This is a genomic window from Candidatus Bathyarchaeota archaeon (assembly GCA_026014735.1).
GTDB lineage: Archaea > Thermoproteota > Bathyarchaeia > Bathyarchaeales > Bathycorpusculaceae > Bathycorpusculum.
Window position 1 is genome coordinate 234629 of sequence record JAOZHT010000002.1, and the last position, 24423, is coordinate 259051.

Consider the following 24423-nt stretch of genomic DNA (forward strand, 5'->3'; position numbering starts at 1 on the left):
AGTATGCAAGAAATATTAGGCACTAAAATGAGATATCTTATGAGGCTTATATAATGACTGAAACCTGTACGTTTTCAGCGATACTGTGGAAAGAGGGAAAAGTCCAAATCGCATGGTCTCCGGAATTTGACATCGCAAGCCAAGGGAAAAATGTGGAAGAAGCTTTAGCGAATCTGCGGGAAGCCGTCGAGCTTTATTTAGAAGATGAAGATGCCAAGATTCCAAATAAAAAATCGCCTATCCTGACAACCCTGAGTGTTGAGGCACATGCCAAAGCTGAAACCTGTATCAGGTCTTAAGCTAATCAAAGCATTGGGTAAAGCTGGTTTTCAAGTTGTTGGAAAGAAAGGCAGCCATGTTCGGCTCAAAAGAAAAACAGCTACAAGCTTTAACATAGTAATCGTTCCAATGCACCCTGAAATAAAGAAAGGAACCCTCAAATCTATTCTCCGACAAGCAGACCTAACAGAAAAGGACCTCATAGTTCTATTAGAGGATTAGTGGTGCTCCGGCCGGGATTCGGACCCGGGTCCGCGACTCGAGAGGCCGCTATACTTGACCGGACTATACTACCGGAGCGCACCGTTTAGCGTACATACACATTCCACATCTGTTAATTTACCTTACTCTCAAATCAGCGGGTTTAGCGGCAAAAAACTGGGGCAGTGGGGCTTTTGGGTTAGCTTTGGGGAGCTGTTTTGTTTAATGCTCGGCGTGAAAGGTAGAAGGCAACGCCGACTAATGCGAAGGTAACGATTATCGGCACCACCGAGGGTAATTCTATGTTGAAGGCTTCCACTACCATAAAGAAGCCTAGGAACCCGATGGAGGTTAAGGCGCCGTTTTTAAGGTACTTGTATTTGGCTATGGAGTCGATGCCCTTGATGGTTAGTTCCCGCACAACTATGGCACCGATGCCTATGCCGATGAGGATCAAAATCAAGTTTATGGTGAAGGCAAAGGCGCCGATGACACCGTCGAAGCTAAAGGTCATGTCGAGTACTTCAAGGTAAACGAATTTTGAGAAGTCACTCATGCCCCTTGTGCCCTCGACGAGGTTGCGTTCGCTTTCCTCAGCGGTCTGCTTTAAACCGTAGAGGATAAAGAAGGTGGCGCTGCCGATGGCGGCGGCAAGCATCACCATCGAATCTGCCCTCGCTAGATACATCACTACAACTAGGATTATGGCGGCGAATGCGAAGAACCATACCCCTTGTTTCTGTTTGAGGTAGCGTTCGATGAATAGGGGTTCTTTGGGTTCAAGAAACAGCCAGTGGAAGTAGAGGTAGAGGAGGAATACTCCGCCGAACATGAGGATGAGGGGTTTTTGCATTTCTATGGCGTTTGCTGCAACTTCGCTTTGCCCGATGAATGCTAGGAACAGGTCGGAGCCGCTTATCGTGGGAACGGATATCCACACGATAATTAGAGGCAGGATGAACCGGACCAGAAACACCGATGTCAGGATGCCGATGAAGAGGAAGCGTTTGCGCCACAGCACACTCATGGTTTTTAGTACGCTAGCGTTTACGATGGCGTTATCTACGCTGTTGACAACTTCGAAGACAATTAGCCCAAGCACGATGGCTACTGACTCGACTAGCGACACAGATAGTACGCCTTAACTTAGAGCGCAACAAAGCTTACCTATAATCCTTTTCAGGCATAGAAGCGATTTGATTTATGATTATGACTTGGTTTTTAAGGTAGACCAAACTATGATGTAGCGGTGCCGCCGCTTGGAAACAGAGCAGGAACTTAACGCATCAACCTTCCAAACCTACGTTTACCTCGTTAAAGCTGGCAAACCCGTAGGTCCAAGAGATGTGATGCGCGGCGCCAACCTAAGCAGTCCCAGCGTAGCGTACCGTAACCTCCAAAAACTCCTTGATTTAGGCTTAGTCATCAAAGACACCTACGGAAACTATGTAGCTAAAGAGAAAGTAGGCATGAAGGGTTACGTGTGGGTGGGCAGAAGCCTGATTCCAAGCTTTGCCATCCTTGGATTTATTTTTCTCGGAGTTTTAATCGGGGAGGTAGCGGTTTTGCTGCCGCATCTGATTGCTGGGGCGCCGATTCAGGAGGCGTTTTGGCTACTGCTGCTGGTTACAGGGGTTGTGGCAGCGATTTTTCTGGTTTTAACCTTCAAAAACAGGTCTCGATTTTAAGTAGGTTACAGCTGCAAAAAAGAATTAAAATAAGAAAAGGTTTTTTGGGGAAGCTTACTCTTCGCCCATTCCGCCCGGCATGCCGCCGGGTCCGCCTGGACCGCCCTTGGGGGATTTAGCGGTGATGACGTCGTCGATGCGTAGAATCATAGCTGCGGATTCAGAAGCGGATTTGATGGCTTGCTCTTTAACCATGATTGGTTCGATTACGCCGTTTGCGATGCTGTCTTGGAGTTTGCCTTTGAAGATGTTGATGCCTTGGTATTTGCCTTCGGCTTTGTCGTGTACGCTGCGGAGTTCAACGAGGATGTCGATGGGTTCAAGACCAGCGTTTTCGGCGAGGGTGCGGGGGATGACTTCTACGGCGTCTGCGAATGCTTCCACTGCGAGTTGTTCTCTGCCGCCGACTTTGGTTGCGTACCTGCGGAGTTCCTTTGCTATTTCGATTTCGATGGCGCCGCCGCCGGGGACGATTTTGTTGTTTTCGATGACGTCGCTGACCACTGACAGTGAGTCGGTCATGGCGCGTTCTGCTTCGTCAACCATGCGTTCTAGGCCTGCGCGGATAAGGATTGCTACGCTGTGGGGGTCTTTGCATTTCTCGACGAAGATCATTTTGTCGTCGCCGATTTTGCGTTCCTCCACCAGACCCGCTGATCCGAGGTCGGCTTTCTTGAGGTCATCTAGGTCGCTGATGATTCTGCCGCCTGTTGCGCGGGCGAGTTTCTCCATGTCGGATTCTTTGACTCTGCGCGCTGCGATGATGCCTTCTTTAGCAAGGAAATGCTGGACCATGTCGTCGACGCCTTTTTGGCAGAAAATCACGTCTGCGCCGCTGGCTTTGACTTTGCTGACCATGTCCTGCAGCATGTCGGTTTCTTGGTCGAGGAAGGCTTTCATCTGGGTTGGGTCTTTGATTCTGATTTCAGCGGTTATCTCTGTTTTCTCGATTTCCAGGGCTGAGTCGAGGAGCGCGATTTTCGCGTTTTCCTTGAGTTTAGGCATGCCTGGATTCACGACTTCTTTGTCTATGATTACGCCACGGATAAGTTCGGTTTCAAGCAGGCTTTTACCTGTTTTCTTGATAAGCTGGATGTTATCGATGTCAGCGATTGTTTTGTCTCCCCGCTGCTCAGCAATCTGCTTAACTGCATCGATGCTGATTTGGGCAAGGTGATCTTTTGCTGCGCCGACGGCTTTGCTGCTCATGCTGGTTAAGGCAACTTTAAGGAGCAGGTTTTTGTCGTTGGTGTCAAGGGGTACAGCGGTTTGGTTGATGACTTCGATGGCTTTCTGAGAAGCTTTCCTAAAGCCGCTGACAAGGATGGTTGGGTGTATGTTTTGTTCGAGGAGTTCCTCGGCTTTTTTGAGAAGTTCGCTGGCGATGACTACTGCGCTGGTGGTTCCGTCGCCGACCATGTCGTCTTGGGTTTTGGCGATTTCAACCATCATTTTCGCTGCGGGGTGCTCGACGTCGATTTCTTTGAGGATAGCTGCGCCATCGTTGGTTATGGTGATGTCGCCTAGGCTGTCGATGAGCATTTTATCCATGCCGCGTGGTCCAAGGGTGGTTTTGAGGACTTCACCGATTACTCGGGCTGCCATAATGTTGTTTCTTTGGGCTTCTTTGCCTCTGCTTCGGGTTGTTCCTTCTTTAAGGATGAGGACGGGTTGTCCTGAACCTGTTGTTGTTAAATATGCCATTTCGTTATCCCTACTTTAGTAGAACCTATTTTAATTCGGAAATACCCAAAAATCAAACGCAAATATAAACTTTAAGGCGACTTCGAGGGGTGTTTAGTTTGTTTGCTATGGAAAAACAGGTTCAGGCTCGTATAAGATGGCTTGGGTCGGCTCTGACGTGTGATTTTTTCTCTATCCCCCTTATTTATAGTCTAGGCGTCTGCTGAGGGATTGTTGGAATTGGTCTGCTTTTGCATTTTCATGGCAGTTTTGCTTGGTTGTTTGTTGGATTACTATAGAAGTTTCTATTCAGTTGCGGCAGACAGATTTGCCAGTTTGTAGAAGATACGTTTGTCTATGGATAAAACCGTTTGAATATTCTTCCTATCCTAAGAGCCAGCCATAGCTGCTCACTGGATACCCCCATCTTCGCTCTTGCTGCTTTGCCGTACTCAAGCTTCCACAAGCCGCTGGGCAACTGGTTATCTGCAAGCCAATCTAGGCCCCGCTGCACGTCGGCGTCGTCTACGGGGTAGCCCGTCAACGCAAGCGACTCCAGCGCCGTGACGAGGTTAGGCCACCAGAACAGGAACCGTACCCAGTAACGCTTGTCCTGATATGAGGTGTAGTAGTCGGGTTGGAAGAAGGATGTTTTGAGCAGGTCCGCGGCTGCATGCGCCTCTTTGCAGCGGCGATACGCGGGGTGGGCGGCGAAGGCGCGCAGAGCCATGTCGGTCCAGTTATGCGAGAAGGGCTTTGTGCGGTCGGGTTCTATGGGTTCGGCGTAGGTGCTTGTGAGTTTGTTTATGGTTGCCTGTGTGAGGGCATATTGGTGGGTTAAGATGGGAATTGACCATCCGCCGTCGTTTTGGCGCATGGAGAGCAACCAAGTCAGTCCCTTTTCCACTCGCGGGTCATCTGTGTATCCTGCTTTTATAAGGACCGCCAGCATTGCACCCGTATAGTAGGTGGCATACTGGTTTGCCATCATGCCGCGGATGTCGCCCTGGCTAGTTTGAAAAGAAAGCAGGAATTCAGCCGCTTTAGGCACGCTTTCATGCTGTTTGGTGAGTTGGTAATGTTCGACAAGGATGCGGAGGTTTTTCCAAGTTTCGACTAATGCATAGTGGTTTTTTGGGTAGGTTACGGTTTCTTTGCCGGTGTGGGGCCATGAACCGTCAGGTTTCTGCTTCCGGAGGATTCGCTGGACTTCTGGCAGTTGCCAGACAAAAGTTATGGGTTGGACGGTTTCGTTGAGGAGGTCTCGGCGGGTAAAGTATTCGATGGCTCCGTTGCCGCATAAAAGCAGACTTGTGATGGGGTTGATTTTTAGGTGAGTTAACCAATTCTTGGACACTTACGTTCCCCGATAAGTCAGTTAGAGGTTATCTAGAATCTTTTTGAATTGAGGCCGCAACTTGGGCAATTCGGTTATTGCTGTAGTCCATATTGTAGGCCAGTCTGCGCTGAAGTATTCATGGGTAAGGTCGTGTCTCATACCACAGAGCTTCTCGTATGGAATATGGTGGTAGTAGAATTGCTCTCTTACCCGTTTGCTTTTTGAGACAGCCCAAACAGCTTCAGCAATATCTCTTAGAATATCTTTTAGGGCATGCTGGTTAATCTTTTGTTTGATAAACTGGTCATAGGTTAAACCATCAACGATCTCTCCTAAGTCGTCAATGTAATCAATGATTTCTTTAAGGTAAAGTTTAGGATCTCTTGGCTGACGATTTTCTGTCAGACTGAAACAGCCTCTTTTAGCACTTGGTCTCTTATGTGCCTATTCAAATAATCCTTCGAAACCACATCCACTTTCAACTGTAACCTTTGCCTCAAGAACTGCTTCAAGTCATAAACAGTAAAAAGACTGACTGGGTCGCAATATGTCACTAAAAGATCAAGATCGCTTTTTTCATTCTGTTCTCCTCTTGCATATGATCCAAACACGTCTAAGGTCTCTACTTTAAAACGTACCTTCAACGCAGGTTTCAACAATCGCAGTTGCTCAACAATTTCTTCAAGCGACCGCACAGAGGAGAAAGATTGAACCAAGACGAATTTTCCTCAAACAGGAAATAGCCTTTATCCACTAATAAGTATTTATTGAATAAGAAGTAGAACCCCTAAAAAGAGGGTTTAGTAGAAGTTGCGGGCTTCTTTGCGTTTCTCTGCTTCTTCGTAGAACCGCAGCACTTCATCGATGATTTCAACGTTTGAAAGCAGCATACGTCGGCAGCAGTACCGTTTAAGGCCCAAGCTGTCAAGGACGTCGCTGGCGTTTTCGCCTGTCTTTATGCGTCGTGTGAATTCGTCCCATCGGTCTCCAACCAACTTGCCGCAGGTGAAGCATCTTACGGGAATAATCACTTTTTATGTCTCCTTACCGGTATGATTTCTGTTCCTTGGAACGTGCGCCTGCACCGCCGAATTTCTTGGTTTCTTTAGCGCGGCTGTCGCCTGCAATCATGGTGCGGTCGTATTCGCTAAAGACGGTGCGTAGATGAGTGCTTTTGGTCCACTTCAATAGGCCGTTGGCGATTGCCATGCGGGCTGCCTCTGCCTGACCCATGTAGCCTCCGCCGCTGGTTTTCACGTCCATGTCTAGTGCCTGCCAGATGTCTGGGCCTGCCTGCAGAAGCGGCTCCATGATTTTGGCTTTAGCGATGTCGGGTTCGTAGATTTCGACTGGGGTGAGGTTTATGCGGACTTTGCCGATGCCCTGCTTGAGTATGGCGCGGGCAACTGCGGTTTTTCGTTTTCCGCTAACTACGAGTACTTTTTTTGCTGGCATGATTATTCTTCCATCCTGTTTTTCCATCCGATTTCGGTGGCTAATTCGCCAAGGGTGATGCGTGGACCTTTAAGGTTCGCCGCGGAAGCCTCGGGGAAAGTCACCATTTCTTTATCCTTGAATTCCAATGGCACGCCCAAGTAGGTTTTTAGGCGCTTATACGCGTTTTTGCCTTTCGGCTGCTTTATGGGAAGCATGCCGCGTAGGGTCTTGCGTAGATACCGGTCGGGTCTGCGGTAGTGGAAGGGTCCACGTTCGGGTGCGCCGACTTCAAGGAAAAGGTGAGCTTCGGCGATTTTGCTTTTGCGTTTCCCTGAGAAAACTGCTTTCTCAGAGTTAAGAATGATGACTTCTTGCCCGTTAAGCAGCATCTTGGCGACTTTGCTGCCCATTCGACCAACGATTAAGCCTTCAGCGTTAACCAAGGTTGCTTGGGGTGCTTTTGCGGGTTTAACTGTTGTTTGTGCCATTTTGTTTTCACCGGATGATTTTTACGTTTGAGCCCTTGGGGTTTTTCTCGATGAGCTCTTGGATTGGGATACATTTTGATTTAGCTGCTGCAAGCTTGGCTTTTGCTGCATCCGACACCTCAAAGGCGGCGACGGTTACAGCGTGATCCAATGCGCCTGAAGCTAAAACTTTGCCTGGAACAACCACAACGTCGGCTTTCTCGGTGTTGCGGTTTATGCTGCTTAGGTTCACGGAGATGCGTTGGCGGCGGGCTTTAGCCAGGTGGTCTGCTACGTCTAGCCAGATGGGGGCTTCTTGTTCTCTGCTTGTTTTGCGTAGAAGACTGATGAGTTCGATTAGTTGGGGGTTGGTGGTTTTGGTTTCTCTCATGGTAGTTCAGCCTTGATTAAGGTTTCAAATTCGTCTAGTTGTTTGCCTAACAGTTTGGTGGCTTCTTTAAGTACCCGCTCGGGTGGAAGCGCACCTGTAGATTCAATGTTTAGGATGAACGCGTTCTTTTCCCACTCGATTTTAAGCGGGGAAGGCTTCTGGGTGCAGGCCTCGACGCAGTCCATGCATAAGGTGCAGGCTAAGAGGTCGCGGACAGCCATTTTCTCATCCTTGAAAGCTAAAACCTTCTTGGAGCAGATGTCAACGCATTTAGAGCAGCCCTCACACTTCTCCGCGGGAACAGTGATTTTGGGGTAATACTTGTAAGCGCACATCGAGACAGGCTGCCACTTAGCGTGGGTTTTGCCTTTGCCAAGCCGCGCGTACGCTTCAAGCTTCAGCTTCTGGTTCTTTGCCAACTTAATAATTGGGATTTTGTCGGAAACCGGGAGAATCTCGGGGTTCTCGGAGACGATTTCGCCTGAGTAGACAGTTCGGGTGCCATCCTTGGCTTCTGCATCAAGCGTTAGGGTGACGCGGCATTGGGGGCAGCCGAATTCGCTTTGGCACTCGCAGCTTTCAGGCAAATTATAGGAGTCAAGGTCAGTGCGCAGGGGGGTAAGGCCGAGGCGATGCGCGATGATTTCGTCCTGCAGAATCGAGCTGTTCTCGATCATGACGACTTCTTCAATTGCCATACAGGGAACCTCAGCAAGCGCTAAGCGACGCAGAGCGTTCATTAAAGGAACATCCGCGTCTCGAACTACAACGCGTAAGGCAATATCGTTCTTTTCTAAGATTTCCATTTTCACTTGCTGAGACACTCCAATAAGTTACATCAACTGATGCGCGGTCAATAGGATATTTCGGTGCATTATTTGTATTTTTCCCCTTAAATAGTGGGGGTGGAGAGATTAGACTCTTCTGCCTCTTCTTCCGCCGGGTCGTCTTGTGCCGTCGTGGGGAATCGGGGTGACTTCTTCGATGCGTTCAATGCGGAAGCCAAATCTTGCTAAGGCTCTGATTGCTGCCTGTGCGCCTGGCCCAGGGGTTCTGGGTCCACTGCCGCCGGGTGCGCGGACTTTGATGTGTATGGCGGTTATGCCTTTGTCACGTGCAACTTCAGCTGCGCCTGTGGCTGCTCGCATAGCTGCGTAGGGTGAGGATTCCATGCGGTCTGCTTTAACGTACATGCCGCCGGTGGTGCGTGAGATGGTTTCTGCGCCAGATATGTCAGTGATGTGGATTAGGGTGTTGTTGTAGGAACTGAAGATATGGACAATTGCCCATTTCTCGTTGCGTTTGCTATTGGCGCTCAGAATCTGCCGCCTCCGCGTCCGCCTCTGCGTCCTCTACGGGGTTCCCGTACCTCAGGGGGTTTAGCTACAACGCTAAGGCCCAAGCGTAGGGGATGCTCCTGTTTTGCAACGGCGCTTTCAGGTGAATAGACGATTTTTGGCTCTTCCTCTTTGGGCACGATGTAGCCGGGGATGGTTACTCTGCGGTTATCGATGGTTACGTGGCCGTGAGTGATAAGTTGACGTGCCTGGAAGCTGGTGCGTGCCAATCCCTTGCGGAAAACGATTGTTTGCAGTCTCCGCTCCAAGATGTCCTCGATGGTTAAGTCGAGCACGTTGTCGAGAACCGCGGTTTCCGCCAAGATACCCTTCTTTTTAAGGGTTGCCAGCAGCTCATTCTCCATTTTCGCGCGTTCCTCTTCGCTTTTGCTGATGAGGGAGCGGGCGATGCCTCTGGCCTTGGACAGGGTGGTTTTGTGGCGCCAAAGCTCATGTTTGTTACGTAAACCGTATAGCCCCAGAAGCTTTAGTTCTTCTTGGAGGATGTCTTTTCGCCAAGGGAAACGTGGCGTTTCGAATTTCTTACGTTGCTTCTTTGGATCTCCCATGCTTATTTGCCTCCGGCGGCAGGTGCACCCGGCTTAGCCATCAGAGTCTTCTTCTTAACTCCTAAAGATTTACCTTGGCGCCCAGTGGTTTTGGTTCTTTGGCCTCTTACTTTCAGGCTGTAAGCATGGCGGTATCCACGCCAGGACCTGATTTCTTTGGCTCCGTCAATGTCAGTTTTTATTTTATATGCGAGTTCTGCACTTAGAAGATGCATGTCTTTTCCGGTGTCGCTGTCTTTGCGGCGGTTAAACATCCATGCGGGGATGCTATATTTTGCTGGGTCCCGGATTACATCTTCGATTTTTGATACGTCTGATTCAGTAATCAAACCAACGCGTAGGTCAGGGTTTACGCCTGCCTTCTTGATGATGGCGTTGGCGAGGCTTGAACTTAAGCCTTTAACCTGTGCAACTGCATAAGAAGTCTTCATGGTGCCCTGAACGTCGGTGCCCATGATACGAACAATATAGCGGTATTCCTGTGACATGCTGAATTTTCATCCGTTTTTTAGCTTGAAGCATATACGAAATGACTTGGTGTTTATTTAAACCTTCCCTAGCAGAAACATCCATCATGGGTCGAGGAAAAAACAAGATTTACCCAAGCAAAGCGGATTTCCGCCTCATAATCGAAAGGTAAAATACCATGCTGTGTCCACTTAGAGAAGCTATGGATGCTATTACAGTCCTTGGATTGGCAGCTGCCGCGTTAACCACCGTCGCGTTGTTTCCTCAGCTGTTCAAGGTGATTAAAACCAAATCCACCAAAGATATCTCAACGGGGATGTTTAGCCTATTCTGCAGCGGAGTCCTGCTGTGGTTCATCTATGGATTGCTCACCAACCATCTGCCCATAATCATCGCGAACTCCGTGGCGTTTGTCCAGGCTGTTATCATTCTTATTTTCAAAGTAAAATACAAGTAAACAGCGGCATCAGCGGATTTTAACTAAAGCTTTTCAACCCACACCGCCATATCCATAACGGAGGAACCGCCATGCCAAAACCCAACAGAAAAGCACTCATCGCCGCATCCGCCATCCTAGCAGTCATCGTTGTCTCCGCCGCCATCTTAAGCATCAGCTACCACACCGACAAGCCGCCCAAAACGTTCTATGTGGGCGTAGAAGTCGCATACGGCGACATTGAAGATTTAACCTCGCTGGTAGACGAAGTTAAAAACTACACGAATCTGGTGGTTCTGGGGCTGCCCGGTGTCTCCATAAACCGGACCCTGCTGGATATGAGCTGCAACTACATCGCAGCGGCTGATCTGCATTTTGTGGTCTTATTCACCAACCTCACCCAGTACAGCAGCTGGCAAAACACCACGCCCGCAGAATGGGTAGCCGATGCCAAACAGCGCTACGGCGACAAGTTTCTGGCGGTTTACCGCTGGGACGAAGCAGGCGGCGACCAAATCGACCGCAGCAGATACATGGAAGTCAGGTCTGCAGAAAGCCACGCGGAGGCAGCCCAAAAATACGTGGATGTTTTGGCGCCTGAGATCCAGTATTATCAGGCGGAGGGGCAGAAGGTTTTGACGGCGGATTATGGGCTGTACTGGTTTGATTACCGCGCAGGCTACGATGTGGTGTTGGCGGAGCTGGGCTGGAACAGTAGCCGCGAGCAGCAAATCGCCTTGGTGAGGGGAGCCGCCCGAGCCCACGATAAGGACTGGGGCGCCATGATAACTTGGACCTACAGCCAGGAACCCTATATTGCCTCGGGAGCGGAGGTGTATGAGGATTTGGTTTTAGCCTATGACAGCGGCGCCAGATATGCGGTGGTGTTTAGTTATCCGCAGACAGACAAACACGGCATATTAGGTCAAGAGCACCTCGATACGCTAAAAGACTTCTGGAGCTACATCGCCAGCCACCCTCAAGCGGATTATGCAGCGGTGAAGACGGCGTATGTACTGCCCGCGGATTATGGCTTTGGCTTCCGAAGCTCAAACGACACGGTTTGGGGGCTCTGGAGCGGCGATAGCCAAAGCCGGCAGATCTACGGCGAGGTAGAAGCACTCATCATGCAGTTCGGGGCAGACTTTGACATCCTCTGCGATTACCCATCGCTGATGGCTGATGCCCATGGCCGCTATGGCACAGTGATTTATTGGAACGGCACCCACCTCGCCCCCTAAGCTGCAGGTGCGATAGAAAACAGGGAGGCGTTTGAGGTTTTTGCAGATCCAAGTTTTCAGCGGAAGCTTTGCCGTCTGGTGCCGGCAGCCACCAAAACAAGCCCAGCCGCAACAAGCGCCAAACCAAACAGAAAACCCGGCACTGCAGAAAACTGTAGCCCACGGGGATAATGCGGGAACAGGTAGTTGCTGGCCAGCTGCCACGCCGACGGAGCAAAAATGACAGCGGAGAAAAACAGGACGGCGCTGCCTAACCAGAAAGCAGATGTTTTCTTTCTATGAAACCGCGCAGAGAGCTGCCTACGGTTGATGAAGCAACCCAGCAGAAGCGGCACAAACACCACGACAAGAACCAGGAGAAACACCAGCCACTGCGTCGAGTACCCCACGCTAAAATACACGATGCCAAGGAGCATGTTGACTTTTGGTTCGGAGCTCCAATCTGAGGTGCCGTTGCCGTAGATTTCTATGGTGTGAGAACCGCAGGCTAAATCTGATAGAAGCGTGTGTCCATCGGTGGGTTTTGGCGGTTGCCCATCGAGGCTGTAGCTAAACGAAGTGAAGTTGTAGCCGCTGTGGGAAGTGGGGGCAAAGCTGAGCATGACGCTGCTTGGGTAGATTTGGTTGTCTTGGGGCGAATCCACGGTGAGCATCGGGGGCGCAATGGGGTTTGCGGTGGCGGATAGAAATGTCTGGGCGGAAAACGACAGCAGAAGCGCCAAACCGAGAAGAACTAAACCTTTTTTTCCGAACATACACTCCACCTCATAACACACAGGGGGTACTTGTGGTGCTCACCAGATAGCAGCCCAAGGTGCTGTTCCATACGCAGTAGACTTTATCTGTAGAAGCGGTAACGATGGGACCCCTGTTTTCGGATTCCACAGTGAGGGTGAAATCGCAGCCCGCCACGCTTTCATCTATTCTAAACAGCACCGAAACGCTTTGTTCCCTGTGGACCCCCTGGAAGCTAAGGGGCAGTTTAATTGCGGTGTCGTTTAGCTGCGTATAATCTGGGTTAGCTTCGAAGGTAGCGTTGTTTGTGGTTATTAGCAAATTAAAGCTTGTTGCCCTTCTGCAAAGGCTTGTGCAAACGAAAGTGAACTGGCTTGCTCGGTCAGCGTAGAAGCGGTCGCCTTGGGCTTCAACGTGGTATGTGACGGCGGCAACCCCTAAAGATGCATCGTAGGCTTGATACATGGGTAAGCTTAGCGCCAACGCTACAGCCAAATAGATTAGCAGGTTCCTTTTTGTTGGGCGCCTCAGAGAGGGAATTTTTGCTGCGGCAGCAATGAAGACCACAAAGATAACGATGAATACAACGATGTAGAGAAAGGGATCGGTGTGTGCTATTGACATCGGCTATGCTCCTTGCATAGTAGGGTAACTGCGGTACTTAATGCGATGTATTAGCACGTTCTGTTCTGGTTTTAGTACACCCAGCCAAGCCCCAGTCTTTTTCTTTGCCAGACCAAGCGGGCCTAAAAGGAGCCTCCAATCGCGGGCATTGGAACCGCAAGCGGCGGCGAATCAGCCATGGCAAAACTTTGGGTAGCTTCATCCCAGTTACATTGAATATTAGTTAAATATGCGGTGACAATCATTGGGCTATCTGTTTGGCGCTCAACAGAGGGATAAAACGAGAGGCTAGTTGCGTTGGCTGCCGTGAAGTAAACGGGCTTGGTTTCTTGGCCCTCGCCATGGAAGCTAAAGGGGATTTTTATGGCTGTATCATTGACTTGGATGTAGCCCTGCTGACCCCCCGTTTGGAGCGTGGCATTTGCAGATTTGAAAACCACGTAAAATTGCACATTTTTAGCGCCTTGGCTGTAGCAGGTTACGGTGAACTGGTTTTGCTGCCCCACAAAAATGGGGCTTTGGGTTTTTTGTATCCCAAACGAAACCAGGTTTGGACCCGCAGTCACATCGTAGGCTCGATAGCTGATTAAACAGAAAATGGCAATCAAGGCTGCGTAGGCCATAAGGTTGCGTTTTCTGCGGTAAGCCCTCATCGGAGGATACTTCCAAAACACCACTAAAACAACTAGTACACAGATTGCAAGAAGTATCAGGTATGGATAGGCGTTGACTACAGGGTCAATAATCATCATGGTAGTGTCTTCCTTGTGCTAAAAAGAGGGACAGGTCGTTCTTAATGCGATGCTTTAGCACGTGTTGTTCTGGTTTTAGCACACAGAGAGCGTTTTAATTCTTGTCGAGGTTTTTTTCTCTGAAGAACAGCAGAACCACGGCTACACCGACGATTACCGCCGCAGCCGCGAACATGAGGAAGGCTGGGAGGGAGTAGAGGTCGGCCGCTGAAGCCATAGGCTGCGGGGCCGCTGTCGGCACCGATGCACCCACTCGAGGCGTCGGGATTGGGTTAGCGCCATAATTTTCTGACCCCGTCGTGAACACATCGGCTTGTTCTTGGGGTACAATCATGCTGATAGCGCCCGCTAACAGTAACGCAAGCGTTATTGCCAGAACCGGAGCCATCAGCATTTTAGTATTCATTTTCTGAACCTTTCAGTAATCAGTTACTGAATATACAGACCTTTATTTAATGCTATTTTAGCGTAAAGATGTTCTAAAGTTTCGAACAGTCGCTGTCCATAGCTCTTAAATGCTTAAACAGAATATTCTCTGGGTAAGTGTCCTCTGTGTCAACTGGCGAATCCAAAGAAGTGCTTAAGGGAACAACCCTTGAAGTCTACCGTTTCCTACTGAAAAGCAAAAAGCCAGTGGGCACGCGGGAACTCCAAAGGGCGCTTGACCTCAGCAGTTCATCGGTTGCCACCTACCATCTGGGCAAACTCGAAGAAGCGGGGCTGCTGCGCCGCGAACTGGGCGGATACAGCGTTGCCAAGTACCTGCTGGAGAACAGCATCAAAATCAGCCGGTTCCTCGTCCCACGGTACCTCTTCTACGCCATCTTCGCGGTGGCGGCGCTGGTTCTGGAGCTGACAGTTCTGCAGCCCTCGGTGATGTATCGGGAATACGTGTTTTCGTTGGCGGTAACGGCGGTTTTTGTGGTTTTTCTATGCTATGAAACCGCTAAGACATGGAAAAGCGGCACTCTATAGCCCAGTTTGGCCGGCACTTGCAGTTTGCAAAGCAGCCCTCTTGTATGCATCCGATTGCCTTGGTCGAGAATAAGTCATTCCTGTCTAAGAGGTTGATCAATTGGATTCTATGCTTTCAAGCCTTGTAGATGTCTTAGAAGAAAAAGGAATAATGACGCATTCTGAATGGGAAAGGAAAATAAAAGAAACCGTTAGAATCAGTTAACCAACTTTGTGAGCAATCGTCTCTAGCCGCTTTATCGATTCCCTTTTTACTACCGCCGATTTAGTGGCTAAGTAAGGCTTTATTTTATGTTCTCCAATCAATGGTCTAACGTTTGATGTTTCTTTCGCTTGTTCAGACCTATTAACATTCTTAATTGTTAGTGAGTTAACGCTATTGCCGAACTTTAATTTTAAGTCTGGTTCCAGCATTGTGTCGTAAGAATATTTTTCGCTCGAAAATATTCTGCCTTTTAGTGGACCGTTGCCACCGCCATGTCTTACCTTAAACGTTGAACCCAAAACATCTACATAAGCGAAGATGCTCAAGAAATCGTCTGAAACAACTTCTTTTGGATCGTAATAGCCAATTCCAGTATTAAAGGCAAAAACAACTGTTTTTTCGAGACCATCAACCCCTTTCTTGATTTTTGAAAGTGTATAGCAGAGGTCTTCCGCATTATTCATTAAATCACTAAAGTTAGCGTCGATTGCAAATGTGCGTACACCTTCAGCAAAATAATAGTCGATTATTTCTCTTTGATATTTAATAGGCAAAAAGAAGGGAATCATGCCAACAATTTCTTTCCCATTATGCATTCTTATTTCTTCAAACATAACTTTTAGCATATTTTTGTAACTTGAAAATTTGTTGTCATCCCAATTAGGACCTTTTCTACCCTTAGGAATACTTTGCACTAGAGACTTTTGTATTGCTGGCAGGAAAACGGCTTTATCGCTTGCTCCATGCAGTGCCTGTGCAATCAATCTAAGGGTATCCTCGTTTGGCATTATGCTATACTGCATGTCAAAAATTGTTATGTTGAGTTTATTGGGGCAAAAATAGCTTTTAATATCATCGGTAAAATTTTTTATCCTGTTATTCTCAAGAGTCCTTACTCTTTTGGGGTTAATATGTTGGACAATTTCGTTGACTTTATTATTATCAGCGTCAACTGGGGCTACCTTTTGCGTTACGACGGGTCCTTCGAAAGAGAAGCTATTGTCTGAAGCGTAAATTTTCTTCTTGGCTACACCTATTTCCTCTTCCCGTTCGAACTTATCGATTTTAAATATTTGTCCCATAGCTATTTAATCAACTTATTCCCCTTTTAAAATTATGTCCTATATTGAAGATTACGGTCTTGATGCACCTACTAGAAAGTACTCGCTCGTAGCCTTAGCGCTAAAAGACCGTGAGGGTTGCTCGGATATAGACATAATGCACCTTCAAAAAATCATTCGTTATTTTGAGTATCTAAGAAAAACCAATGACATCGCTTACTCCTATTACAAGTATGGAGTCGTATCATACGAACTTAAAGAAAATATCGAAAAGCTACAAGATAGTGGCTTAGTCGATATAGACGAAAAAGATACGGTAACGCTCACACCTGAAGGGCAAGATGCGGCAAGGGAACTATTACAAGGTCTAGATAAGAAAGAACTGGAAAAGCTGATGTTTGCAAAGCAACAGCTTAATGACCTAAAACCCGATGAATTGATGTTCTTTATGTACCATCTTATCCCTGAGTCAGTAGTTAACTCAACAGAATTTTCACGGCTTGAGAAAAGGAGAGTACCTTTGGTGCAGAACCTCTTCTTGAAAGGGAAAGTAAATTCGGCAACCGCCGCTAAATGGCTTGATATGAGCGAGAAAGATTTTCTTGAAGGACTCTGCAAGTAAGCCGAAGTTCATTTTCGATTGCTCGCCTTCTATTATGCTCCTTGAAAAGTGTCAACTGTTTGCCCAACTCAAAGCATTTTCCAAGATTTACACAATATTAGCTCCTAACCGTGTAATGGAAGAATATTCCGTCGGCGATGGTGAAAGCCCTAAGCCGAGCATTGAACTATTCAAACAGGTTTTCAACCCTATTGATGTTAATGAGGATGAGGATTTATTACCATATTTCTTTAATGAATCCTCAAGTGGTGAGTTCTGGGTCATTTCTTACGCTCGCCAACATCCAGAATTTACTTGTGTAATAGACGAAACTTTTGGAAGGGGCATCTGTGAAACTCTGGGCGTGAAAGTGACAGGAACAATAGGTATAATCAAGGAGATGAAAAACAAAGCTCTTCTAACTCCTGAGGACTTAAAAGCAATTCGAATAGCCATTAAGAGTTCTAGATTTTATTTGTCAGCCAAATTGCTGCGAGAGCTTGATGAAATTTGTGGTTCACCCATTTAGGTCAAATACTAAACAATATCGGTAACAGAACCATCTCTGCGCCTTTATTAATGGGGAGGGAGGTCCTTCAGAGCATCATGACGGCTTGGCTTTGACTATAGCGCAGACCAGACCCGCGGCAGATGCCTAGGCAAAACAAGCCCCATCCAACAGCCGCCCAGCAGAAAAAGCGTATCCTCAACAGTTGCAGACAAACCCTTCAAGAAAGCCAGCAGTCGCTGAGCCTATAAATAGAGGGGGGGTAGACGTGGCAGAGCAACAGTAGTTACGTTTTCTCTAGGGCTTCTAGGACGTTTAGGGTGGATTGTATCCAGTGCAGGTATGCGTTAAGGGTTGCCCGCAGCGCCACGGTGTCCTCTGCTGTGGCGTTTAGGGTGAGTTGGCTGCCGCTGCGTGTTAGCGCCACGTTTGATCGCTTTGTGGGCAGCGCCTTGGTTTCGGGTTGCAGTGCAGCGAGAACTGCGGTTAACTGTTTTTCGGTGGCGAATTTGAGGTGTATGGTGGCTTGTGCGCAGCTGGACATATGGTTCCCTGTAGGGATTAAGCTGCAGGCTTAAATAAAAACTAAAATTGAAAAGGGGAAAAGGTAGGTTTACTCGGTTTCTTCTTCAGGCGCCGATTCAACATCGATGTCTGATTCCGCTTCCTCGACGGCTGCGGCAGCCCCGGCTTCCTCAGCAACCGTGCCCTTTGCTGCGCGACGAGCAACAGCGCCAAGCTTGGTGGTTGGAGTGTAAGCTCCGCCTGCAAAGGTGAATTCACATTTGCCGCATCGCCAGACACCCACGCTGACCCGGCGAACGCGGATAAAGCCGCATTGGGGGCAACGGTGAGGTTTCTTGAGTTCCGTGACTACTTTAACGTACTGTTTTCTTACTGTGGAGCCGTACCTTGTTCCTAATCCTCGAGTTGGACCTACTTTCTTTGTCTTTGGCATTTATGGTTCACCAGCCAAGTTTCTTGCGAAGTTCAGCTGCTTTCTCCAGAGCAATCTTTGATGCATCTAAAATCTGTTGCGGTGTGAAATAGCTAGAGCCGCCCTTCTGTATGGCGCAGATGTTGCCTGCCTCGTTGGATGCGAAGGTTATGCGTGAATCCATCACGGATTCCTCTTCAAGCCAGGGGTCAACGACGAGTTTGTTGTTGATTTTGCCGATGGTGACGGTTATGGGGTGACTCTTAAGGGGCAGCTGACTGTAGCCTTGCTTGATTTTAAGTTCGCCGCTTTTGGTGATTTCGTAGTTAGGCATCTTGGTGTTAAGCAACGCTGCCATGGCTGCCAGAGCAGATGCATCGATGAGGTTGCCGTCGTGGTTAAGCACGTAGACATCGACGAAGACCACGAAGACTTTTTTGCCTTCCTCAATACAGAGTTTAGCGGTGTCGATAGCGTGGGATTCTCTGATGCCGCGGTCAACGACGCGTGCCAATTCGATGCTGTTTTCGTCTGGTGGACCAGGCTCGAAGTTGGGGGAAGCCAACGGAACAAGCTCTGCGTTAACGGTCATGACGCCTTCGCCGGGTGTGTCGGGGAAGGGTTCGCCGGTTTCCACTTTGACGCCGACGAGAACCTCGGTTTTGCCCAGGAGCACTCGGGCGGAGCCTTCGGCTTTCTCGATGACGCCTTGCTCGATTTTGATTTCGCGGTAGTCAGTTAAGCCCCGTTCGTCGAGGCGCTGGTTCTTTTCGATGAGGCCTTCAATTTGCTTTAGCCGGACTTTAGTGATAAGAGATGACATTACTCTTCATCCTCCTTAACAACCATGTATTTAGTCTTTAACGCTTCCTTCTGCATCACGTAGATTTTGCGGCAGCCTTCCATAGCCATAGTGACTGCTTTCTCAAACTCAGCGGGGGCTAAGATGCCGTCCATCTGGAGCAGCGTCACAGCGTTGAGGCTGGGCATGAATGCGACTGGAACGTCTGCTGCACCTAACTTGTCTTCTGCATCAAAGAGGTCCAGAACTACGGTGTCGTCGACTTTGCCTGCGGCGCATGCCACGACTAAGTCGCGCATGGGGACGCCTGCGTCGGCGATGGCGAGTGCAGCGGCGGTGATGGCTGCGCATCTTGTTCCTCCGTCTGCCTGCAGGACTTCGACGAATACGTCAACGCCGGTGCGGGGGTAGAGTTCAAGGAATAGTGCGGGTTCAAGTGCTTCCTTTATGACTTTGCTTAATTCGACTTCGCGTCGTGAGGGTGCGGGGGATTTGCGTTCCTGCACTGAGAAGGGTGCCATGTGGTAGCGGCAGCGTAGAACCATGCGGTCGGGTTGGGCGAGGTGTTTAGGATGCATTTCTCTTGGGCCAAACGCGGCGGCTAGGATTTTGTTTTTGCCATGTTCAATGTAGGCTGAGCCGTCAGCGTTTGAGAGTACGCCAACTTGAAGTTTTAGGGGGCGCAGCTCATCGGCTTTTCTTCCATCGAGCCGAATGCCTTTTTTGTCGATTAACTTATCGGATTTTTCATTCAACTTTGTTTTCCTCCACTTTAACGGGTTTCTTTTCTTTCAATAACTGGGTGATGCGATCGGTTAAACCGCTGGTGTGAGATTCCTCCTCGATTTTGCGGATAGCGCCTATGGCGATTTCCTCTTCTTCGAGAGTTTTACCCGTCACCAAGACAACGCCGTTTAGGCCCAGTATGATTTGGCAGTTGGTTTCCTGCTTAATCATGGAGATCATGGAGCCTTTGCGTCCGATGATGCGGGGAATCTTTGTCGGGGTCACCTGCAGGATTTGTCCACGGGTAATCTTTCCTAAGCCGGGTTCGCTCACGGTTAATTGGGGGTCGTGTGCGCGGTCGTAGGATGCTATTTTGGCAACGATTAAGTCGCCTGCGGTTAGGACTGCGGATAACTCGTCGTTTTGGGGTTTGAAGGGTCTGCTGAGAACGTCTGATGCACGCAGGAGCGCGGTGTAGGGCGCTTTAATATCCACGGTCCAGCCGTTGAAGCCGACTTCCACGACTGTGCCGATGACGATGTCGCCTACTTTAGGCACATAAAAAGCCCTAAGTGCAACTACGTTAACTTTCTTGTTGTCGCTGTCTACGAGTCCAATCCTTGAGGCGTAAATCTTGCCGTTTTCTACGTACGTGTTTTCGCCGGGTAAATAGTCGCCTTCCGCGAGCATTTCACCGGGGGTCACGAGCTGTTTTTTTTCAAAGAATGCTGGCATAAAATCACCTTAACTTCATATTTAGATTACTTTTGCTTCTCCACTTCCCTTGGTTACGTCACCCAACTTGTTGAGCAGTGAGGCATATGAACCAGCGGGCAACTCGAGTTCGCCATACCATGAGCCGTCGCCACGCCATTCTTCACGTTTGATGGCGCCATAGTTCTTGATGGAGCCATATGCGCGTGCTGCGTATTGCGCGGGGATTCTCACTGCCACCTTCATCTGCTCTACTTTGAGGGGCAGAATGGGGCGGAGTAGCTTCACGATGTCTCGTGCTTGCTCCTCTACGGGTTTGTAGGGGTCGATGGGATAGCGGATTTGCTCCATGGCGTTTTCGATGCGCATGGGGGGGTGAGGCAGGTTGGTTTTTGGGTCGACTGCTTCTCGGGAGATGAAGTCTATTACTTGTCTTTTTTTGTCTTCAACCATCTTTCTTCTTTGGTCGGTTGTTAATTGCAGGGTTCCTTTTTTGAGGATTTCATCTGCGATTTTCTGGGGGTCCACCGTTTTGAAGGCTTTCTTCATGGCGTCTTCGGAGACTTTGGTGCCTTTGTTTGCGTCGCTGAAAATGGTTTCGGCGGCTAAAACCTCCGTTATACCGGTGATTTTGCCGTTTCGATAATCCAGTGCCTTCTGGGGTTTAACTAGGATCTCGAAATGCTCATTGTCGCGGGTTAAACGTGCGACGGTGAACCTTTCACTCATTAGCGGGTCACTTGCTTGAACCCAGCTCTTTAATGTAGCCTTCCACTGTGTCGTCGTTTAGCATTTCCATTTTCTTGGTCGCGGCTGGGATTACGGCGATTTTGATTCTGGGTGGAAGCTGACGTGCTTCAAGGGCTTTAACTAGGCATTTCACTGCGAGTTTTATGGTGCCGTCGAGGGTCGAGTTGTCCTTGTATTCTTCCTTGAGTATGCCAAGAACGGTTTCGCGTCCTGCGCCAAGCGCAGTGGCTTTGTATCCGCGGTAGGTTCCGCTGGGGTGTGTTCCGAAGACTCTGGGGCCGGTTTTGTCGACGCCGCCAAAGATGATGGATACGCCGAATGGTCGCACACCTGCGTGCTGGGTGTACATTTGTTGGATGTCGCATATGCGTTTAGTTACGACTTCTATATCGATGGGTTCGTCGTATGTTAGTTTGTTGCTTTGCGCGTAGATGCGTGCTTGGTCGATTAGGATGCGTGCGTCTGAGCTTAACCCCACGATGGCGGCTCCAATGTGATCGTCCACCTTGAAGATTTTCCATGAGTACCCTGCTTCTTCAAGGACCTCTATGTTTTCCTCTGAGCCGAGAACTAATCCATCGCTGGTCTGTATGCCCAGTATGGTTGCGCCGCGGTTAACGAGTTCCATGGCGTATTCGACTTGGAAGAGTCGCCCATCGGGTGAGAATACAGTAATTGCACGGTCATATGCTCCTGGTGCTGCAAATACAGACATAATTTAACCTCACTTAACTCTGTTGACTTTTTCACAGACTCATACAATAACTATACTAAAAACCTTCCTATAAAAGCAAAACCCCAAATTCCCCGCCTAGAAGGCACCTGCACCCAAAAAACTGCGAAACTCAGAGCTTAGGGACATCTGGATGCCTGCAGAAGCGCTAGAGCTCACGTGCGATTCTCTCTCTACCCCCCCTCTTAATATACCCTCAACAAATGCAGACTCAGGGCAAAGAGGGCAATGCATCTGCCGAGGGGAAACTGATCTTTGTCTGCACCTGCCGGGTTTAGCGGTTCTTCTCTGTGCACCTGCAACTCAAGGCTGCCAGCGCAGATGCCATGGATGCGGTTGCTCAGGGCAGACCTCCCGCCCCTTTATAGGAGAGGTGCGCACTTCAGCCCGCATTGTGAATACGAAGTAAACGACTGTCCACTTAGGCAGAACCGTTCATTAAGGCGAAAAAACGCCATCTAAGGCAGAGGGGGACTTTTAGCTGTGGAAAAAAGTCATTGCTTTAAGTTAGTGGTTTTTCGATGCCTTCTAAAAAGTAGTAGAGAAACTATGCCTGCTGTAATAGCTACTGTAATAATAGCTATCAGTAGTGCGGTATCTAAGTTAGATACTGATTTGGTAGACATATGATAGGGCTCACTTAGGGGGTAATAGTCTATGTTGTTTTGGTCGATTACATAATTTCCCTGACCGTTAAAGTCGCTCCAAAAATTGCCGACCTCACCGTTGTCCCATTTTGCAACAGTTGAATTGTAGACCTCGCCTATCTGCACTTGCCGGGAGTTGTTGATGAAATTATTGCCGTAAATAGAGTTACTAACAGCATAGGCCCAAAAGTAGAGTGCGCAACCAGTGTTTTGAATTGTGTTATTAAATATCTTGTTGTTATTTCCGCCCATCATAACTCCATATTTGCCTGAAAAAGTGTTATTTATGATAGCGCATTGAGATGCCATGGTGTATATTCCATCAATTATTTGATTGCTAGAGATAACATGGTTTTCTCCACCCGCACATAGAAGTCCCGAATTGAGAAAGTTGCCTGTAATGTTTTGTGCATTCCCCGAAATTGTAAGTGGCGTTGTAATATTATTGAAGACAATGATAGCTCCAATTCCATTTATTGAGATACTGCTGGATTGGTCACTTACGATTTTAAAACCTGAGAATGATACATTGTTCCCAGTTATTTTTATTGGACTATCATAGCCGTAATCGGGTTGAACTCCAGTACCGTTGAGGTGAAATCCGCCTGTAAATACCCATTGAGGATGACAGCTTATGGTAGTACTTTCAGCTCCTGCACCAATCAACGTTAATGTTTTATCTATTACAAGCGTCTGCTCTTCATAGGTTCCTTGCTTTACAAGTATTGTTATTCCTTCTGTGGAATTACCGATAGCTGAGCTGATTGTTGGATAATCGTCTGGAACAGTGATTGTGTTCGATTCCGCATTTACCCTTGGAGATTGAAAGATAAGTGCTGAGCTTAAAAGAAGTACAGTCATCAGCGCAAATGTAGCTTTAGGTATCTTCCGCATACTCCAATCTTGAGATAAATATGGTTAAAAGCGTTATTATCCAGATTTCTTGACTAAGCCTTGTCAACATTTCTTAACCCTAATCAAATAAGAGGGCAGGTACTTTTTTGGTGAGCAGAATGGGATTTGAACCCTCTTACATACTCAGGCATGAGTCTTATCCATCGTCAATCTCGCAAACCCTAAAGCAAGGACGTTTAGAACAGCTTTTCCGCTAAAATCGGTATAGAGGGTTGTTTGATAATGTTTTTAGTCAAAAGCCCTTAAATGCCTCAGCCGCCCAAATAGCCTTGGAGATGCATATGATTAATCAGCAAGAACCCAGTTTGCCCCCGTTGGCGGCGCCAAGCAGCCCCGAGCCAGCAGCCGGAAAGCCCCGCCGCAAAATGTACTTTGCCGTGGCGGCTATAGCGTTAATTGCAGTCATAGTTGCTGCCGCGTTGATGGTTCCACAGATCGCAGGCGCATCTATGCAGCTTAGCCTCAGCTACACCGTCGGGGAGCGCATGGTGTACCAGAACACCAACCAGGTAACTAACCAAGCCGCCAACGCATCCCTCACCTTGCCGGGGATGTCAAGTAGCCAAAGCTACAATTCCACCCTGCGACTGGACATACTGGAGGATAAAGGCGAATACTACGTTGTCGACGAGAAAATCACTACAGAAGCCGACCTTTCCAGAAACATCGAGCTGCCCCTGATAACCCTAAACATCAGCAAAGCAGGCTACTACAACAATTTCATGGCGCCCGGCGGCCCGCTAATCTTTTACAACGCCACCGACCCCGCCATACTGGCTTATCTGGCGCAGAGCACCGTGAGGGCAGGCGACGTGTGGACTATCCCCGTAAACACAGGCAACGCCACCCTGGGCTTAACCGGCGAGGTCACCTTGAAGTTTGTGGGATTCGAGGAAATCACGGTTCCAGCAGGCACCTACACGGTGATGCATATCGAAGTATCCAGCGGCACCTTGACGTTGCACTCAGATAATTCCCTGATAAGTGGCGTAGATGGCATGACGCTGCGTCTTAGCGGAAACACCTACATTGAGCAGAGCAGCTGCCGCCTCATCAAAGCTGACCTCACCCAGCAGAGCAGCCTCGTCTCCTCGGGGGTAGAAAGAAGCTCCACCGTGACTACAGAGAAAACCCTCATAGAACACACCCACCCCTAAATTAAGAGGCACCCCCCTCTTACTTTCACCTTTTTGAAGTCTTAG

34 protein-coding genes and 1 tRNA gene are annotated in these 24423 nt (G+C 48.6%); 9 read left to right on the forward strand and 26 right to left on the reverse strand.

Annotation, left to right across the window (positions count from 1 at the left end; translation table 11 throughout):
* Nucleotides 1-53: 53 nt before the first annotated feature.
* Together NWE93_07015 and NWE93_07020 are read left to right on the forward strand one after the other, a co-directional pair.
* Nucleotides 54-299, forward strand: a complete 246-nt coding sequence (locus NWE93_07015) for a type II toxin-antitoxin system HicB family antitoxin (GenBank protein MCW3999972.1) — start codon at nucleotides 54-56, stop codon at nucleotides 297-299.
* On the forward strand, nucleotides 268-501 hold the full coding sequence (locus NWE93_07020) for a type II toxin-antitoxin system HicA family toxin (protein ID MCW3999973.1): 234 nt from the start codon (nucleotides 268-270) through the stop codon (nucleotides 499-501). Before NWE93_07015 ends, NWE93_07020 begins: the two co-directional genes overlap by 32 nt.
* Here NWE93_07020 and NWE93_07025 read toward each other — a convergent pair.
* Both NWE93_07025 and NWE93_07030 read right to left on the reverse strand, forming a co-directional pair.
* Nucleotides 502-579: transfer RNA gene (locus tag NWE93_07025), tRNA-Glu, on the reverse strand.
* A gap of 100 nt (nucleotides 580-679) precedes the next feature.
* Entirely contained in the window at nucleotides 680-1609 is a 930-nt protein-coding gene (locus NWE93_07030; GenBank protein ID MCW3999974.1) for a DUF475 domain-containing protein, read from the reverse strand.
* A gap of 130 nt (nucleotides 1610-1739) precedes the next feature.
* Between NWE93_07030 and NWE93_07035 the strand changes: the two genes are divergently transcribed.
* Nucleotides 1740-2168, forward strand: coding sequence for a hypothetical protein (locus NWE93_07035; GenBank protein ID MCW3999975.1), 429 nt, complete (start codon nucleotides 1740-1742; stop codon nucleotides 2166-2168).
* 54 nt (nucleotides 2169-2222) lie between these two features.
* Here the strand turns inward: NWE93_07035 and thsB are convergent, their stop codons facing one another.
* From thsB to NWE93_07090, 11 genes are all read right to left on the reverse strand, one after another.
* The gene (thsB, locus tag NWE93_07040; protein ID MCW3999976.1) at nucleotides 2223-3872 is read right to left on the reverse strand and encodes a thermosome subunit beta; all 1650 of its coding nucleotides are present in this window, start codon (nucleotides 3870-3872) and stop codon (nucleotides 2223-2225) included.
* A gap of 334 nt (nucleotides 3873-4206) precedes the next feature.
* Nucleotides 4207-5208 (reverse strand): hypothetical protein, encoded by a 1002-nt coding sequence (locus NWE93_07045; protein MCW3999977.1) that lies wholly within the window; start codon nucleotides 5206-5208, stop codon nucleotides 4207-4209.
* 383 nt (nucleotides 5209-5591) lie between these two features.
* A complete protein-coding gene (locus tag NWE93_07050) occupies nucleotides 5592-5906 on the reverse strand; it encodes a nucleotidyltransferase family protein (GenBank protein ID MCW3999978.1) in 315 nt (104 codons plus the stop codon).
* Between the two features lie 84 nt (nucleotides 5907-5990).
* Nucleotides 5991-6221 carry a DNA-directed RNA polymerase subunit N gene (locus tag NWE93_07055; protein ID MCW3999979.1) on the reverse strand — a complete coding sequence of 77 codons (231 nt, stop codon included), beginning with the start codon at nucleotides 6219-6221 and terminating at the stop codon, nucleotides 5991-5993.
* A 13-nt stretch (nucleotides 6222-6234) separates the two neighbouring features.
* On the reverse strand, nucleotides 6235-6645 hold the full coding sequence (locus NWE93_07060; protein ID MCW3999980.1) for a 30S ribosomal protein S9: 411 nt from the start codon (nucleotides 6643-6645) through the stop codon (nucleotides 6235-6237).
* Nucleotides 6646-6647: 2 nt separating this feature from the next.
* Nucleotides 6648-7115, reverse strand: coding sequence for a 50S ribosomal protein L13 (rplM, locus tag NWE93_07065; GenBank protein MCW3999981.1), 468 nt, complete (start codon nucleotides 7113-7115; stop codon nucleotides 6648-6650).
* A 7-nt stretch (nucleotides 7116-7122) separates the two neighbouring features.
* Nucleotides 7123-7485: a 50S ribosomal protein L18e gene (locus tag NWE93_07070; GenBank protein MCW3999982.1), complete on the reverse strand. Its 363-nt coding sequence runs from the start codon at nucleotides 7483-7485 to the stop codon at nucleotides 7123-7125.
* Complete coding sequence (locus NWE93_07075; GenBank protein ID MCW3999983.1) at nucleotides 7482-8291, reverse strand: DNA-directed RNA polymerase subunit D; 810 nt, start codon at nucleotides 8289-8291, stop codon at nucleotides 7482-7484. The genes NWE93_07070 and NWE93_07075 overlap by 4 nt, the downstream gene beginning before the upstream one ends.
* A 108-nt stretch (nucleotides 8292-8399) precedes the next feature.
* Nucleotides 8400-8804, reverse strand: coding sequence for a 30S ribosomal protein S11 (locus NWE93_07080; GenBank protein ID MCW3999984.1), 405 nt, complete (start codon nucleotides 8802-8804; stop codon nucleotides 8400-8402).
* The gene (locus NWE93_07085; protein MCW3999985.1) at nucleotides 8801-9391 is read right to left on the reverse strand and encodes a 30S ribosomal protein S4; all 591 of its coding nucleotides are present in this window, start codon (nucleotides 9389-9391) and stop codon (nucleotides 8801-8803) included. The genes NWE93_07080 and NWE93_07085 overlap by 4 nt, the downstream gene beginning before the upstream one ends.
* Before the next feature lie 2 nt (nucleotides 9392-9393).
* On the reverse strand, nucleotides 9394-9879 hold the full coding sequence (locus tag NWE93_07090) for a 30S ribosomal protein S13 (GenBank protein ID MCW3999986.1): 486 nt from the start codon (nucleotides 9877-9879) through the stop codon (nucleotides 9394-9396).
* A 182-nt stretch (nucleotides 9880-10061) separates the two neighbouring features.
* Here NWE93_07090 and NWE93_07095 point away from each other — a divergent pair, with 182 nt between their 5' ends.
* On the forward strand, nucleotides 10062-10316 hold the full coding sequence (locus NWE93_07095; protein MCW3999987.1) for a SemiSWEET transporter: 255 nt from the start codon (nucleotides 10062-10064) through the stop codon (nucleotides 10314-10316).
* Nucleotides 10317-10387: 71 nt separating this feature from the next.
* Nucleotides 10388-11536, forward strand: coding sequence for a hypothetical protein (locus tag NWE93_07100; protein ID MCW3999988.1), 1149 nt, complete (start codon nucleotides 10388-10390; stop codon nucleotides 11534-11536).
* A gap of 56 nt (nucleotides 11537-11592) precedes the next feature.
* Here NWE93_07100 and NWE93_07105 read toward each other — a convergent pair whose 3' ends face one another.
* From NWE93_07105 to NWE93_07120, 4 genes are all read right to left on the reverse strand, one after another.
* Nucleotides 11593-12291, reverse strand: coding sequence for a hypothetical protein (locus NWE93_07105; protein ID MCW3999989.1), 699 nt, complete (start codon nucleotides 12289-12291; stop codon nucleotides 11593-11595).
* 10 nt (nucleotides 12292-12301) lie between these two features.
* Nucleotides 12302-12895, reverse strand: coding sequence for a hypothetical protein (locus NWE93_07110; protein ID MCW3999990.1), 594 nt, complete (start codon nucleotides 12893-12895; stop codon nucleotides 12302-12304).
* Nucleotides 12896-13017: 122 nt separating this feature from the next.
* A complete protein-coding gene (locus NWE93_07115) occupies nucleotides 13018-13647 on the reverse strand; it encodes a hypothetical protein (protein MCW3999991.1) in 630 nt (209 codons plus the stop codon).
* A gap of 94 nt (nucleotides 13648-13741) precedes the next feature.
* Nucleotides 13742-14053: a hypothetical protein gene (locus NWE93_07120; protein MCW3999992.1), complete on the reverse strand. Its 312-nt coding sequence runs from the start codon at nucleotides 14051-14053 to the stop codon at nucleotides 13742-13744.
* A gap of 146 nt (nucleotides 14054-14199) precedes the next feature.
* Between NWE93_07120 and NWE93_07125 the strand changes: the two genes are divergently transcribed.
* Nucleotides 14200-14622 (forward strand): helix-turn-helix domain-containing protein, encoded by a 423-nt coding sequence (locus tag NWE93_07125; protein MCW3999993.1) that lies wholly within the window; start codon nucleotides 14200-14202, stop codon nucleotides 14620-14622.
* 201 nt (nucleotides 14623-14823) lie between these two features.
* Here NWE93_07125 and NWE93_07130 read toward each other — a convergent pair whose 3' ends face one another.
* Nucleotides 14824-15909 (reverse strand): hypothetical protein, encoded by a 1086-nt coding sequence (locus tag NWE93_07130; GenBank protein ID MCW3999994.1) that lies wholly within the window; start codon nucleotides 15907-15909, stop codon nucleotides 14824-14826.
* A gap of 34 nt (nucleotides 15910-15943) precedes the next feature.
* Here NWE93_07130 and NWE93_07135 point away from each other — a divergent pair, with 34 nt between their 5' ends.
* Nucleotides 15944-16510: a hypothetical protein gene (locus tag NWE93_07135; protein ID MCW3999995.1), complete on the forward strand. Its 567-nt coding sequence runs from the start codon at nucleotides 15944-15946 to the stop codon at nucleotides 16508-16510.
* 34 nt (nucleotides 16511-16544) lie between these two features.
* Nucleotides 16545-17018, forward strand: a complete 474-nt coding sequence (locus NWE93_07140) for a hypothetical protein (GenBank protein MCW3999996.1) — start codon at nucleotides 16545-16547, stop codon at nucleotides 17016-17018.
* Between the two features lie 265 nt (nucleotides 17019-17283).
* On the opposite strand, the gene NWE93_07145 is transcribed toward NWE93_07140, so the two are convergent.
* The 8 genes from NWE93_07145 to NWE93_07180 all read right to left on the reverse strand — a co-directional run bounded on the left by NWE93_07145 (nucleotide 17284) and on the right by NWE93_07180 (nucleotide 23200).
* Nucleotides 17284-17541, reverse strand: a complete 258-nt coding sequence (locus NWE93_07145) for a KEOPS complex subunit Pcc1 (protein ID MCW3999997.1) — start codon at nucleotides 17539-17541, stop codon at nucleotides 17284-17286.
* 69 nt (nucleotides 17542-17610) lie between these two features.
* Entirely contained in the window at nucleotides 17611-17955 is a 345-nt protein-coding gene (locus NWE93_07150) for a 50S ribosomal protein L37ae (GenBank protein ID MCW3999998.1), read from the reverse strand.
* A 7-nt stretch (nucleotides 17956-17962) separates the two neighbouring features.
* Nucleotides 17963-18757 (reverse strand): exosome complex protein Rrp42, encoded by a 795-nt coding sequence (gene rrp42, locus NWE93_07155; protein ID MCW3999999.1) that lies wholly within the window; start codon nucleotides 18755-18757, stop codon nucleotides 17963-17965.
* On the reverse strand, nucleotides 18757-19491 hold the full coding sequence (gene rrp41, locus NWE93_07160; protein MCW4000000.1) for an exosome complex exonuclease Rrp41: 735 nt from the start codon (nucleotides 19489-19491) through the stop codon (nucleotides 18757-18759). Before rrp41 ends, rrp42 begins: the two co-directional genes overlap by 1 nt.
* A complete protein-coding gene (rrp4, locus tag NWE93_07165) occupies nucleotides 19484-20197 on the reverse strand; it encodes an exosome complex RNA-binding protein Rrp4 (GenBank protein ID MCW4000001.1) in 714 nt (237 codons plus the stop codon). The genes rrp41 and rrp4 overlap by 8 nt, the downstream gene beginning before the upstream one ends.
* 21 nt (nucleotides 20198-20218) lie before the next feature.
* Nucleotides 20219-20905, reverse strand: a complete 687-nt coding sequence (locus NWE93_07170) for a ribosome assembly factor SBDS (GenBank protein ID MCW4000002.1) — start codon at nucleotides 20903-20905, stop codon at nucleotides 20219-20221.
* A 7-nt stretch (nucleotides 20906-20912) separates the two neighbouring features.
* Nucleotides 20913-21641, reverse strand: a complete 729-nt coding sequence (locus NWE93_07175) for an archaeal proteasome endopeptidase complex subunit alpha (GenBank protein MCW4000003.1) — start codon at nucleotides 21639-21641, stop codon at nucleotides 20913-20915.
* 512 nt (nucleotides 21642-22153) lie between these two features.
* A complete protein-coding gene (locus NWE93_07180) occupies nucleotides 22154-23200 on the reverse strand; it encodes a hypothetical protein (GenBank protein ID MCW4000004.1) in 1047 nt (348 codons plus the stop codon).
* A gap of 302 nt (nucleotides 23201-23502) precedes the next feature.
* Here NWE93_07180 and NWE93_07185 point away from each other — a divergent pair, with 302 nt between their 5' ends.
* Nucleotides 23503-24378, forward strand: a complete 876-nt coding sequence (locus NWE93_07185) for a DUF3108 domain-containing protein (GenBank protein ID MCW4000005.1) — start codon at nucleotides 23503-23505, stop codon at nucleotides 24376-24378.
* Nucleotides 24379-24423 lie beyond the last annotated feature (45 nt).